General features: G+C 58.7%; 12 protein-coding genes, 2 tRNA genes and 1 other RNA gene. 5 read left to right on the top strand and 10 right to left on the bottom strand.

Annotated elements, in window-relative coordinates; genetic code table 11:
* Positions 1–9 precede the first annotated feature (9 nt).
* The 6 genes from ACQUTP_RS12580 to ghrA form a co-directional block, all read right to left on the bottom strand.
* A complete protein-coding gene (locus tag ACQUTP_RS12580) occupies positions 10–603 on the bottom strand; it encodes a TetR/AcrR family transcriptional regulator (protein WP_017900746.1) in 594 nt (197 codons plus the stop codon).
* A 66-nt stretch (positions 604–669) separates the two neighbouring features.
* Positions 670–1,197, bottom strand: a complete 528-nt coding sequence (gene ymdB, locus ACQUTP_RS12575) for an O-acetyl-ADP-ribose deacetylase (RefSeq protein WP_004204529.1) — start codon at positions 1,195–1,197, stop codon at positions 670–672.
* Positions 1,198–1,349: 152 nt separating this feature from the next.
* Positions 1,350–1,832: a DUF1097 domain-containing protein gene (locus ACQUTP_RS12570; protein ID WP_222690185.1), complete on the bottom strand. Its 483-nt coding sequence runs from the start codon at positions 1,830–1,832 to the stop codon at positions 1,350–1,352.
* Between the two features lie 103 nt (positions 1,833–1,935).
* Positions 1,936–2,490 carry a TorD/DmsD family molecular chaperone gene (locus ACQUTP_RS12565; RefSeq protein ID WP_222690186.1) on the bottom strand — a complete coding sequence of 185 codons (555 nt, stop codon included), beginning with the start codon at positions 2,488–2,490 and terminating at the stop codon, positions 1,936–1,938.
* 22 nt (positions 2,491–2,512) lie between these two features.
* Positions 2,513–3,250: a phosphatase gene (locus ACQUTP_RS12560; RefSeq protein WP_004204525.1), complete on the bottom strand. Its 738-nt coding sequence runs from the start codon at positions 3,248–3,250 to the stop codon at positions 2,513–2,515.
* Between the two features lie 88 nt (positions 3,251–3,338).
* Positions 3,339–4,277, bottom strand: coding sequence for a glyoxylate/hydroxypyruvate reductase GhrA (gene ghrA, locus ACQUTP_RS12555; protein WP_117263666.1), 939 nt, complete (start codon positions 4,275–4,277; stop codon positions 3,339–3,341).
* Between the two features lie 268 nt (positions 4,278–4,545).
* On the opposite strand from ghrA, the gene ACQUTP_RS12550 reads away from it, so the two are divergent.
* Positions 4,546–4,633: transfer RNA gene (locus tag ACQUTP_RS12550), tRNA-Ser, on the top strand.
* Positions 4,634–5,089: 456 nt separating this feature from the next.
* Here ACQUTP_RS12550 and ACQUTP_RS12545 read toward each other — a convergent pair.
* Positions 5,090–5,995, bottom strand: a complete 906-nt coding sequence (locus ACQUTP_RS12545) for a LysR family transcriptional regulator (protein ID WP_004204523.1) — start codon at positions 5,993–5,995, stop codon at positions 5,090–5,092.
* 114 nt (positions 5,996–6,109) lie between these two features.
* Between ACQUTP_RS12545 and ACQUTP_RS12540 the strand changes: the two genes are divergently transcribed.
* From ACQUTP_RS12540 to ACQUTP_RS12525, 4 genes are all read left to right on the top strand, one after another.
* Complete coding sequence (locus ACQUTP_RS12540; RefSeq protein WP_043523224.1) at positions 6,110–6,970, top strand: pirin family protein; 861 nt, start codon at positions 6,110–6,112, stop codon at positions 6,968–6,970.
* Between the two features lie 18 nt (positions 6,971–6,988).
* Positions 6,989–7,666, top strand: a complete 678-nt coding sequence (locus ACQUTP_RS12535; RefSeq protein ID WP_004204521.1) for an isochorismatase family protein — start codon at positions 6,989–6,991, stop codon at positions 7,664–7,666.
* A 145-nt stretch (positions 7,667–7,811) separates the two neighbouring features.
* A tRNA-Ser gene (locus ACQUTP_RS12530) sits at positions 7,812–7,899 on the top strand.
* A 43-nt stretch (positions 7,900–7,942) separates the two neighbouring features.
* Positions 7,943–8,079: non-coding RNA, RtT sRNA (locus ACQUTP_RS12525), on the top strand.
* A gap of 379 nt (positions 8,080–8,458) precedes the next feature.
* Here the strand turns inward: ACQUTP_RS12525 and phoH are convergent.
* From phoH to efeO, 3 genes are all read right to left on the bottom strand, one after another.
* A complete protein-coding gene (phoH, locus tag ACQUTP_RS12520) occupies positions 8,459–9,247 on the bottom strand; it encodes a phosphate starvation-inducible protein PhoH (protein WP_002898923.1) in 789 nt (262 codons plus the stop codon).
* A 504-nt stretch (positions 9,248–9,751) separates the two neighbouring features.
* The gene (gene efeB / locus ACQUTP_RS12515; RefSeq protein ID WP_064150327.1) at positions 9,752–11,035 is read right to left on the bottom strand and encodes an iron uptake transporter deferrochelatase/peroxidase subunit; all 1,284 of its coding nucleotides are present in this window, start codon (positions 11,033–11,035) and stop codon (positions 9,752–9,754) included.
* 4 nt (positions 11,036–11,039) lie between these two features.
* Positions 11,040–12,167, bottom strand: coding sequence for an iron uptake system protein EfeO (efeO, locus tag ACQUTP_RS12510; protein ID WP_285756218.1), 1,128 nt, complete (start codon positions 12,165–12,167; stop codon positions 11,040–11,042).
* Positions 12,168–12,174 lie beyond the last annotated feature (7 nt).

Genomic DNA, 12,174 nt, shown 5'->3' with positions numbered 1-12,174 from the left:
CGTGCCGCGCTACGCTTGCTCATCAAACAGCCGGTCGAAGATCATGTTATACAGGGCTTCTAAATCCGCTTTATCGACCGGGGTGGATGCGCTCAGCTCACAGCGGTAGGCTGCCCCCTCCGTCAGAACGGCGATGAGCTCTGAAGCGGCATTGCGTCGCGCATCGCTGAGCCCGGGATGATAACGCTGCGACAAACGCCCGCCCTCCTCTTTCAACCGCCGGTCGGCCTGCACCAGGATCTCGCGCAAGCGTGGGTTGCGCGAGGCTTCGGCGTTAATTTCCATCAACAGATAATTGTCGCTTCTGGTGGCTGCCGAAGTCGGGATCCTGCCCGCCAGCACCGCCGCTTTTCGCGCCAGATTGTGGTTCTCATCGATCATCTCGCCGACTCTGGCGTTGACGATTTCGCTGACAATTGCTTCGATGATCGCTTCCTTGCTGGCAAAAATGCGATACAGCTGACCGACGCTCAGACCCGCCTCGCGGGCGATATCCGCGACAGAGGCGCCATGCAATCCCTTCGCCGCGAAACATCTTTGCGCAGCGGCAACGATCTCCGCGCGGCGCGCCTGCTGCTTCTGCTGTACTTTTCCTTCTGACACCCTGCTCCCTCCTGCTATCCATCATTCCTGTCAATATCGGCGGTTATCATAGCCTATTCTGCTGAATCAGGGGCATGCCGCCAGCAGGCGACGATAGATAGCTGCCGTTTCCTCGTCGAAACAGACGAACAGGACCCGTTCAAGCGGGTTATAGCGGGTGAGAAACGCGGTCACGGTGCGCACGGCGATCGCCGCCGCTTCCTCTTTCGGATAGCCATACACGCCGGTGCTGATCGCCGGAAACGCAATGGAGCGATAGTTGTTTGCCGCCGCCAGCTGCAGGCTGTTTTTGTAGGCATCGGCCAGGGTTTGCGCCTCCATGCGGTCGCCGCCGTGCCAGACCGGACCCACGGTATGGATCACCGCGCTGGCGGGAAGATCGCCCGCCATCGTGATCACCGCATGCCCAGGGGGACATTCGCCCTGCTGCTGCAACACCTGCTTGCAGGCCGCCAGCAGCGCGGGACCGGCCGCCCGGTGGATCGCGCCATCCACCCCGCCGCCGCCCAACAGCGAGGGGTTTGCCGCATTCACAATCACATCGACATCAAGCGTCGTAATATCGCCGAGAATTACTTCAGGTTGAACAGCCATTTCTCCTCCTGTCGGCATAGCGCGTGGGTACGGCTTTCTGCCGATACTAGGGCATACCCGCCCCCGGGAGCAAGATTATCCCGCAGCGCCGGCGACAAGATGGTAAAAAAAACAGGACCCTGAGGGTCCTGTTGATATCATCGTCCCGCCGTTCAGGCGTTGTCGTTGACGAACGATTTTTGCTTTTCCGCACGGGCCGCCAGCCACAGGCCACTATTCTTCATGACATAGCCAAAGACCAAGCCCAGCGCCAGGGAAGGGATCACCTGACGCCAGTCGCCATCTGCAGCGAAGGTCGCGCAGGCGCCGATAAAGGTGCCAGGGACAAACGACAGCAGCCTCTGTCGCGCCTGGATGCACATCAGAAAGGCCACGACGCCGGTCATCATATAGCTGAGGATCTGCAGCTGTGGGGCCAGCGCGCTACCGTGGATAATCACCAACGCCCAGACCACGCCGCTCATTACCGTGCAGGAGGAGATGGCCAGACCTTTCAGACCGCCCTGCGGGCAGGCGAAATAGGCCGTACAGCCGAGGAAACCGGCCCAGCTCAGCAGGCCGAGGGCGACGGCCACCCATCCCCAAATCCCGGAGAGAATGCCCGTCGTTAATGCGATTGCGAAGAGTATGTTCATGGCGCGTATCCTAGCAGATACGCACCGAAATAATGCGATCTAAAACACACTAAATGAATGAACCTGATTTCAGTTACATTAAATTAGTGACTTAAATCACATTTTATTGCTCATCTTCTTCCTGAAGCTCTTCCCACATCGCGGCGATGGCGTCGCGGGTTAACGGCGCCATGGTGCGCCAGAACGGTGTGTGCGCATGCGCTTCGACTTTCCCCAGCATCGTCCCGCACCACGGCAGGATATAGTCGGCAAACAGGAGCTCCAGCGTCTCGCTCTGCGCTTCTGTGGCATGATCCTCCAGCCAGGAGGCGGCCAGCAGCAGCGATCCGAGATGATCCACCGGACCTTCTCCTGTCGGGATGCCGTGATTGCTCAGAAAAGCCCGGACCTCCGCTTCAGAGGAACCCTCCACCCACGCGCTACGGTACGGCGGAACGCTGCAGGCTTCACCGACGAACAGCGCATTATAGTCCGTCGCCAGGGACTGCATTTCACAGCTTTTCTGCAGACGCGCCAGCAGCTCGTCCTGCTCCAGCGGCCAGCTGGCGGCCAGTTTGCCCTCGCGGATCAGGCTAAACAGCGGCACCAGCAGCGGGTCCTGCGGTTGACGGTAATACAGCGAACCCAGCACGCGGCAGAGGATTGAAAACTCGTTCATTCAGTTATTCCAGTTATACAAATTAAAGGTCAGCAAATTCCGGGATCGCCGGCATACCACGCGACTCGAGGAAGTCGAGCAGGCGACGCGGAGAAACGTTGAGGATCCTCTCCTCCGGGAAATCGACAGCATCGAGGATCTTGCGGCACTCGGTAAACTCTCCGAGGGTAAACGCCGTATGAGAGTCCGAGCCCAGCGCCACCCACCCTCCGGCGTCGCGCACCGCGGCGGCGATAGCACGGCAGTTATCTTCACTGCCCACGCGCGATGAAACGAAAGAGGAGTTATTGATCTCCAGCGCCACCTGGTAACGGGCCGCCGCTTCGGCTATGGCCGGAATATCCACCGGGAATTTCGGATTACCGGGATGGCTAATCATATGCACTTTACCGCTGGCCATCGCGGCAATCATCGCCTGCGTATGGGTGGCGCTATCCTGCGGCGGAAACACCGGCTCGTGGAATCCGGCGATGATCAAATCGAGCGACGTCAACATCGGCCCGGAGCAGTCGATCTCACCTTCGATATTTTTAATATTCGACTCAATACCGCGCAGGATCCCCACCCCGTCTACCAGGCGGGGCCAGATGCGCATATTAACGAAGTGCCAGTAGTGCGGGGCATCCGCCATATCCGGGCCATGGTCGGTGATGGCGAAGAGTTTGATCCCTTTACGCTTTGCTTCCGCAATATAATCGTGCAGGGTGCTGTAGGCGTGGGTGCTGGCGACGGTATGCATGTGCAGGTCAACGGGATACATCACATTCTCCTCTTCTGTTTGCCGCAAGAATAGCAGGAAACCGGGCTATTGATTAGCAAAAACCCCGCCGTGGCGGGGTTCGCTTATCTTAATAACCGCGCTGACGATCGACCTGACCGCTAACCGATTCCCCTCGCTCCAGCCGGCTAATGGTCCCGGCGATATAGGCAATTGCCTCCATCGGGCGGGTGACTGCCGCCACGTGGGGAGTCATAGCCACCCGCGGGTGCGCCCATAGCGGACTCTCCTGCGGCAGCGGTTCGCGACTGAAGACATCGAGCATCGCGCCTTTGAGCTTACCGTTGTTCAGCGCCGCCAGCAGATCCTCTTCTACGACATGCACGCCGCGGGCAAGGTTGAGGAGATAACTCTCATCAGGCAGCTGCGCCAAAAGCGTCTGGTTGATAATACCGACGGTTTCGGCGGTATTCGGCAGCAGGTTGATCAGGACGCGAGTCCCCTGCAGGAATCCACCCAGCTCGGCCTGGCCGGCAAAGCTCTGTACCTGCGGCCAGGATTTACGGCTACGGCTCCAGACGCGAAGCGGGAATCCCCAGGGTTGCAGGCTTTCCGCAACCTTCGCCCCCAGCACGCCGGCGCCCATAATCCCGATGGTGAATTCGTCGGCGCGGTACTCGGGCAGCGGCTGCCAGCGGGAAGCCAACTTCAACGCCTGATAGTCATCGAACCGGCGGAACCAGTGGAGCACCTTGCTCACGGCATACTCCTGCATCTGCCGTCCCATACCGGTATCTTCGAGACGAAACAGCGGGATCGACAAGGGCAACATATCCGGATGATCGCGCAGCTTACTAAGGATCGAATCCACCCCCGCCCCAAGGGCGAACACGGCCTTCAGCGCCCTGCCTTGCAGCATCTCTACCGGTGGATGCCAGACCAGGGCATAGTCCGCCGGCTGGTTATCGCCGGCTTTCCATTCGCGTACTCGCGCGCCGGGTAACTGCTTTTCCAGCTCTCGGATCCAGTATTGGGTATCAAAGGTCGGATGGTAAAAAATAATCTCCATAGGGGCTCCTGATAGCAGACGCCCGGAGCAGGTTAATGCAGGCGTCTTATTTTACTCATTGTTTTCTATTGGTTTGCCAGCATAACAAATTTCCCCTTGTCGCAAAGTGAAAAGGGAGTGGCGACAAAAAAAACGGATTTCGCACGTTTAAGGAGCAAGTTGTTCGAAGTTTGTCTAAACGCGCTGATTTTGCAAAAAGTTGATTGACGGGCGATACGTATTTCCCTACATTAGCGCCCGTTCCCGACAACAACGGGAAAGACAATATGGTGAGGTGTCCGAGTGGCTGAAGGAGCACGCCTGGAAAGTGTGTATACGGCAACGTATCGGGGGTTCGAATCCCCCCCTCACCGCCATATTTTAAGAAGAGCTCGTACGAAAGTACGGGCTTTTTTTTCGCATGTGGCACCCACCGGGGGGGATGAGAATCCCCGACCGGGGTTCGACAACTGGCGCAGCCAGTTGGACAGACCGTGAGCCCGCGAGCGGGCTGCCCCGCAGGGGCGAGCGAAGCGAGTCAATCCCCCCCTCACCGCCATATTTTAAGAAGAGCTCGTACGAAAGTACGGGCTTTTTTTTCGCATGTGGCACCCACCGGGGGGGGTAGAGAACCCCCGACTGGGGTTCGACAACTGGCAACGCCAGTTGGACAGACCGCGAGCCCGCGAGCGGGCTGCCCCGCAGGGGCGAGCGAAGCGAGTCAATCCCCCCCTCACCGCCATATTCGAGATGAGAGCCTGTACGCAAGTACGGGCTCTTTTCTTTTATATTCTCCGCCGGGGAGAGCCCCCCGAGAAAAGCCAATCCCGAAGCTAATCCTCTTCCATTCGCTGATACTCTTCGCTGAGGTAATCCACCAACGCCCTGACGGAGGGCAGCAGCCCGCGCCGTGAGGCAAATACCGCATGGATCACTTCCCGCCGCGGCTGCCACTCATCCAGTACCACCTCTAACTCCCCTGACGCCAGCTGATCGCGCACCATTAACAAAGGAAGCTGCACAACCCCTACGCCGGCCATCGCCGCCTCGCGCAGCGCCAGCATATCGGTGGTCACCATTCGCGGCGTGAAATACACCTCCGCCCTTGCCCCCTCAGGCCCGGTAAGCTGCCATTTATGCTGATGCTTGTTCGCCCCCAGGCTGAGCCCAGGCCAGGCGCTCAGCTCAGACGGCGCCTGCGGACGTCCGAGCCGGGAAATCAGCTCCGGACTGGCCACCAGCCGGTGCCCTCGGTCCGCCAGCACACGCATCACCAAATCGCTGTCCTCGATAGGCCGGGGCCGGACGCGGATCGCCACATCAATGCCCTCCCCGACCACATCCACCCGGCGGTTGGTCGCCTCAAGATGCAAAGTGACCCCGGGATAGCGCGCCATAAATCGCGCCAGCATCGGTCCGATATGGACATGCAGCAAGGTGACCGGACAGGTGATCCTGACGCTGCCGCGCGGCTCGGCGCGCAGCGTGTCGACCGCCTGCTGCGCCGCCTCGGCCTCTATCAGCATCGCTTTGCAATGCTGGTAAAAGGTCTGCCCGACCTCGGTAACCGCGAACTGGCGAGTGGTTCGCTGAATCAAACGCACGCCCAGCCGCTCCTCGAGTTGCGCAATGCGGCGGCTGAGCTTGGATTTCGGCTGGTCAAGCGCTCGCCCTGCCGCGGCGAAACCGCCATGGTCCACGACCTGGACAAACCAGGCGAAGTCATTGAGATCCTGCATCCTTCCTCCATTGTTCCATTTTTGGAACAGTATAGGCCATTTTTGCTTACTACCGCACATGTCGTCCCGGATATAAGCTTATTCACATCAGATACCGATACACAGGAGAAAGCCATGAAACAGATTACAGGAGTCTACACCGCGCCCGCGCAGCATTGGGTAGGCGACGGCTTCCCGGTTCGTTCGATGTTTTCCTATCAGACGCACGGCCAGCAGCTGAGCCCCTTCTTACTGCTCGACTATGCCGGGCCGTACACCTTCCCGGCGGGCAGCGATAAACGCGGCGTCGGTGAGCATCCGCATCGCGGATTCGAAACCGTCACCATCGTCTACGCCGGAGAGGTAGAACATCGTGACTCCACCGGCCGTGGCGGGGTGATTGGTCCAGGCGACGTGCAGTGGATGACGGCGGGCGCCGGGATCCTGCACGAAGAGTTCCACTCGGAGGCCTTCACCCGCAGCGGCGGCGAGCTGAAGATGATCCAGCTGTGGGTCAACCTGCCCGCCAAAGACAAAATGGCGCCCCCCGGCTACCAGAGCATTACCGCCGGGACGATCCCCACCGTCGCGCTGACGAATGGCGCCGGACAGGTTCGGGTTATTGCCGGCCAATATGACGACGTCAGCGGCCCGGCCCATACCTTCTCACCGCTTAACGTGTGGGATATGCAGCTGAATCAGGGGCGCGACCTCACGCTGCGCCAGCCGGAAGGCTGGAGTACCGCGCTGGTGGTACTGGAAGGGGAAGTGATCATCAACGGTTCCGAATCCGCCCGCGAAGGACAGCTCGCCGTCCTGAGCCAGGCAGGAGACGCACTGCATCTGGAGGCGACCGCCCAGGCAAAAGTTCTGCTGATGGCCGGCGAACCGCTGCAGGAGCCGATTGTGGGCTATGGCCCCTTTGTCATGAATAACAAAACGCAGATCGCAGAAGCCGTTCGCGATTTTAACAGCGGCCGCTTTGGCCAAATCTAACTGATTGAGGTGAATACTATGTCTACTCCCGCTAATTTTAACGGTGCTCGTCCGGTGATTGATGTCAACGATACCGCAATGCTGTTGATTGACCACCAGAGCGGCCTGTTCCAGACCGTCGGCGATATGCCGATGCCAGAGCTGCGCGCTCGCGCCGCCGCGCTGGCGAAGATGGCCTCGCTTGCCGGGATCCCGGTGATCACCACCGCCTCCGTGCCGCAGGGGCCGAACGGTCCGCTGATCCCGGAGATTCATGAGAACGCGCCGCATGCGCAATACATCGCCCGTAAAGGCGAGATCAACGCCTGGGATAACCCGGAATTCGTCGCCGCGGTGAAAGCGACCGGTCGCAAAACGCTGATTATCGCCGGGACCATCACCAGCGTCTGCATGGCCTTCCCGGCGATTGCCGCCGTCGCCGACGGTTATAAAGTGTTTGCCGTGATTGACGCTTCCGGCACCTACAGCAAAATGGCGCAGGAGATCACCCTGGCTCGCGTGGTACAAGCTGGCGTAGTGCCGATGGATACCGCCGCCGTCGCCTCTGAGCTGCAGCGCACCTGGAATCGCCCGGACGCAGCAGAATGGGCGGAGGTGTACACCAAAGTCTTCCCGGCCTACCAGCTGCTGATTGAAAGCTACAGCAAAGCGCAGGACGTGGTGAAGAATAACGAACAGCTTGATTCCCAGCGCTAAAACACCCGCCCCACTGCGTCGCAGCGGGGCATTGTTCATTGCGTGAGCGGTCGGTAAAGAAAGAAGAAAATATGCTTGACCGTTTTAACGCAACTCCCTATAGTAGCGCCCCGTTGCCCACCCAAGGTGAGCAGCAAGACAATATGGTGAGGTGTCCGAGTGGCTGAAGGAGCACGCCTGGAAAGTGTGTATACGGCAACGTATCGGGGGTTCGAATCCCCCCCTCACCGCCATATTCGAGATGAGAGCCTGTACGCAAGTACGGGCTCTTTTCTTTTATATTCTCCGCCGGGGGGGATGAGAACCCCCGACCGGGGTTCGACAACTGGCGCAGCCAGTTGGACAGACCGCGAGCCCGCGAGCGGGCTGCCCCGCAGGGGCGAGCGAAGCGAGTCAATCCCCCCTCACCGCCATATTTAAGATGAGAGCCTGTACGCAAGTACGGGCTCTTTTCTTTTATATTCTCCGCCGGGGGGATGAGAACCCCCGGCCGGGGTTCGACAACTGGCGCAGCCAGTTGGACAGACCGCGAGCCCGCGAGCGGGCTGCCCCGCAGGGGCGAGCGAAGCGAGTCAATCCCCCCCCTCACCGCCATATTTTAAGAAGAGCTCGTACGCAAGTACGGGCTTTTTTTCGCATGTGGCACCGCAGACATCCCCGGGGTCGGCATCAATGCCTCTCCCGGGCTACCAGACCGTATCCGCCAGGTAGCCCGCTATGCGCAGCGCCGCCGGGAGGCCCCCAAAAACAACAAAGCCCGGGCTCGCCCGGGCCTTGCTCACAGTATGACGATTAATAATAGGCTTTCAGCGTCCGCTGGCAGAGGGCCGAGCGCACGCAGTCATCGGTGGTGAAACGCACGATGCCGATCATCTCGTCTTCCTCAAAACGCGCCAGCGCATCGCTCAGGCCGGACCGCACCCCTGAGGGCAAGTCGCACTGGGTGATATCGCCATTGACGATGACCGTCACGTTCTCCCCGAGGCGGGTTAAAAACATCTTCATTTGCGCTGCGGTCACGTTCTGGGCCTCGTCCAGAATCACCACCGCATTTTCAAAAGTACGTCCGCGCATATAGGCGAACGGCGCGATTTCCACCTTGCCGATTTCCGGACGCAGGCAGTACTGCATAAAGGAAGCCCCCAACCTTTTCACCAGCACGTCGTAAACCGGTCGGAAATAGGGCGCGAACTTCTCGGCGATATCTCCCGGTAAGAAGCCGAGATCTTCGTCGGCCTGCAGAACGGGACGGGTAACAATAATTCTGTCCACATCCTTATGGATCAGCGCTTCAGCTGCCTTCGCCGCACTGATCCAGGTCTTGCCGCATCCGGCTTCGCCGGTGGCGAAAATCAGCTGTTTATTGTCGATGGCATTCAGATAATGCGCCTGAGCCTCATTGCGCGCCTCAATTGGGGAAGTATCACGGCTGTCCCGCGCCATGCCAATTGCTTCTACGCCACTCATTTGCACAAGCGATGTGACCGATTCTTCTTCACGCTGCTTATGGCTGCGTGAATCCCGTCTCAGCACACGTTTTGCTTCACGACGAGCTTTGATCACTGCTTTTTGTCTTCCCATGGATAGCACCTTGCGTTGTAGGTTTACATCACACGCGTCAACATCGACGCGACTATGCGCACGAACGATTGAGGTTTGGCTTCCTTGTAAGCCATTGCTTGCCGGTAGAACTGACAACGAGTCGCGGCTACGCGCACCGCGTACCCTGCCAAGGTGGTAATAATTCGAAGCGGAGGGAGAAAGAGTGAGAAAATCGCTGCCGGAAGCGGGGCTTCCGTGCTGAAGAGTACGGTCTGTGGTTTTACGTTGTCCGGTACGGGACCTTACCATTCGCGATCTCCATAGTGAAACGTCACACTGCCGGGAACTACCGCGTATGTAATAAGTACATCAAAAAAGATTCTTAATGCAACTTATTTTTCACAATGACGCAACAAATAGTTCTTAAGCAAGTGTAGGAGACTATCGGTCATTTGTATTACAGAAATATAACACATGGCAGGAAATATAATAAAAAAGAGAAAAACAGCAGAAAACGCCCTGCCCTTGCGGACAGGGTCGGTATCAAGCCTGCAGCAGCGTCTGTCCCAGGTAGTGCTTATCATCCACCACGCCGGGTAAAACAAAGAAGTAGCCCCCGCCGATGGGTTTGACGTACTCCTCCAGCGCCTCGCCGTTAAGCCGTTTCTGCACCGTCAGAAAACCCTTTTCCAGATCGTGCTGATAGCAAACGAACAACAGCCCCATATCCAGCTGCCCGGCATTAGTGACTCCCAGCGAATAACTGTAGCCGCGGCGCATCATCAGGCTGGACTGGGTTTCCGGCGTGCGAGGGTTGGCCAGACGAATATGGCTATCCAGCGCGATCGTCTCGCCGTTAGGATCTTTACTGTAATCCGGGGTATCGTGTTCGTTTTTCATCCCCAGCGGCGCACCGGTGTGCTTGTCGCGGCCGAAGATGGTCTGCTGCTCCTTGAGCGGCGTCCGGTCCCAGAACTCGACGTGGAACTGGATGATGCGCGCCGCCTGATAGCTGCCGCCCACCGCCCAGGCCGGCTCGTCCTGATCCGCCGTGACCCACACGACCTGATCCATCAGCGCGCTGTCATGGCTCGCCGGGTTAGCGGTACCGTCCTTGAAACCCAGCAGGTTGATGGGGGTCTCCTTGCCTTTGCTGCGCGCCGCGCTATCGGAGATAAACCCTTCCCGCTTCCAGCGCACGCTGAGCAAATCCGGCGTATGTTTGATGACATCGCGCAGGGCGTGGATCACCGTGTCCTGAGTATTGGCGCAGATCTGCAGCAGCAGGTCGCCATGGCACAGGGCGGCATCCAGTGAATCATTGGGGAAGCGAGTCATCGGCTGCAGCTTTTTCGGCGCTTTATCCGCGAGACCAAAGCGCTCATCAAACAGCGAATGGCCGACCGAGACGGTGATGGTCAGATTATCCGGGGCAATCCACGGCCCTAAGATGCCGGAATCCATCGGCGGCAGACGCGGATTAGGCGTATCCGGCGCCGGGCCGCCCTGGGTTAAAAAGGCGATACGCTGGGTCAGCAGCCGAAACAGACGCTCGAGGTCGGCTTTATCTGACGCCAGCACATCGAATGCCACCAGCATCATCGAGGCCTGCTGCGGCGTCAGAATACCCGCCTGATGCCGGCCATAGAATGGCTGTTTTTCCTGGCGCGCGTCAGGTGTGAGCGTCCCGGGGGAACTTTCCGCTTTTGCCGCGTGCGCCACCGGGCAGCCGCCGGTGATGGCCAGCGCGCCGCCAAGCGCGCCGATCCCTTTGAGTAAGCGACGACGTGACGGCTCGTTCACGTCGTGTGGTTTCTGTTGTGCCATCGACTTAGTCCAGACCCAGGATCCCGCGCAGCTGAGCCAGATCTTCCGCCAGGGTGGTGATCGGCCCTTTCAGCGCATTACGGTCAGCGGTGGTCAGCTTATCGTAAGTTTCGAAACCCTCTTTGGTGCGGTATTTGCTGAGGATACTGTCCACTTTCTTAAAGTTGGCGTCCACTTTAGCCAGCAGTGCGCTGTTCTCTTTTTGCAGCTGCAGGCGCAGCAGATCGACAATTTTCTGCGCGCCGTCAATATTGGCCTGGAAGTCCCACAGGTCGGTATGGCTGTAGCGATCTTCTTCACCGCTGATCTTGCTGGCTGCGACTTCTTCAATTAATCCTGCCGCCCCGCCCACGACTTTTGACGGTGGGAACGCCAGCTCGCTGATGCGCTTTTGCAGCTCCAGCACATCGCTATTCAGCTGATCGGCATATTTTTCCATGCCCTTGACGCTGTTATCGCCAAACAGCGCCTTTTCCAGACGGTGGAATCCGGTGAATTTCGGATCTTCCGCTTTTTTCTCGAAATCGTCTTCGCGGGCGTCGATGCTGCCGTCAAGGTCAGAGAACAGCTCAGCAATCGGCTCAATGCGCTCGTAATGCTGGCGCGTCGGGGCGTACAGCGCTTTCGCTTTTTCGATGTCACCAGCTTTCACCGCGTCGGTAAAGGCTTTGGTGCCGCTGACCAGCTGCGCGGTTTCCGCCGTCACATAGGCTTTATAAGCGGTGATCGCTTCGCCGAGGCTCAGCACCGCATCCGCTTTCGCCGCGTCTTTGGTGGCGGCGCCGGTGACGATCAGTTTGCCTTTCGGGTTGGTGAGCAGACCGCAGGTCATGTCATATTCGCCCGGCTGCAGGTTTGCGGTGAGCTTCTGGGTAAAGCCCGGCGCGATGTTTTCGCGCTCTTCCACCACCATCACCCCTTTCAAAATCTCCCACTCCAGCGCTTTCTGGCTGTGGTTCTGAATAATAAACTGGGTTTTACCCGCGTTAACGGTCACCTGCATCGGCTCGCACTGTTTGTCGTTGACGGTGACTTTGACCTGCGGGATATCCGCAGCCTGAGCACCGAATGCAGAGCTGAGCAGCGCGGCCACGGTCACCCGCAGCGCATTACGGCGAAAATGAATCATCATGATCATC

The sequence above is a fragment of the Klebsiella sp. 2-CIP_Kleb. genome, assembly GCF_050378715.1.
In the GTDB taxonomy this organism is placed as follows: domain Bacteria; phylum Pseudomonadota; class Gammaproteobacteria; order Enterobacterales; family Enterobacteriaceae; genus Klebsiella; species Klebsiella quasipneumoniae.
This window is presented reverse-complemented; position numbering and strand designations above follow the sequence as displayed.

What these genes read in the sequence shown, in the direction of transcription:
- ymdB (WP_004204529.1), bottom strand. Translation starts at nt 1,197, where the DNA reads ATGGCTGTTCAACCTGAAGTAATTCTCGGCGATATTACGACGCTTGAT.
- ACQUTP_RS12570 (WP_222690185.1), bottom strand. Translation starts at nt 1,832, where the DNA reads ATGAACATACTCTTCGCAATCGCATTAACGACGGGCATTCTCTCCGGG.
- ACQUTP_RS12565 (WP_222690186.1), bottom strand. Translation starts at nt 2,490, where the DNA reads ATGAACGAGTTTTCAATCCTCTGCCGCGTGCTGGGTTCGCTGTATTAC.
- ACQUTP_RS12560 (WP_004204525.1), bottom strand. Translation starts at nt 3,250, where the DNA reads ATGTATCCCGTTGACCTGCACATGCATACCGTCGCCAGCACCCACGCC.
- ghrA (WP_117263666.1), bottom strand. Translation starts at nt 4,277, where the DNA reads ATGGAGATTATTTTTTACCATCCGACCTTTGATACCCAATACTGGATC.
- ACQUTP_RS12545 (WP_004204523.1), bottom strand. Translation starts at nt 5,995, where the DNA reads ATGCAGGATCTCAATGACTTCGCCTGGTTTGTCCAGGTCGTGGACCAT.
- ACQUTP_RS12540 (WP_043523224.1), top strand. Translation starts at nt 6,110, where the DNA reads ATGAAACAGATTACAGGAGTCTACACCGCGCCCGCGCAGCATTGGGTA.
- ACQUTP_RS12535 (WP_004204521.1), top strand. Translation starts at nt 6,989, where the DNA reads ATGTCTACTCCCGCTAATTTTAACGGTGCTCGTCCGGTGATTGATGTC.
- phoH (WP_002898923.1), bottom strand. Translation starts at nt 9,247, where the DNA reads ATGGGAAGACAAAAAGCAGTGATCAAAGCTCGTCGTGAAGCAAAACGT.
- efeB (WP_064150327.1), bottom strand. Translation starts at nt 11,035, where the DNA reads ATGGCACAACAGAAACCACACGACGTGAACGAGCCGTCACGTCGTCGC.
- efeO (WP_285756218.1), bottom strand. Translation starts at nt 12,167, where the DNA reads ATGATGATTCATTTTCGCCGTAATGCGCTGCGGGTGACCGTGGCCGCG.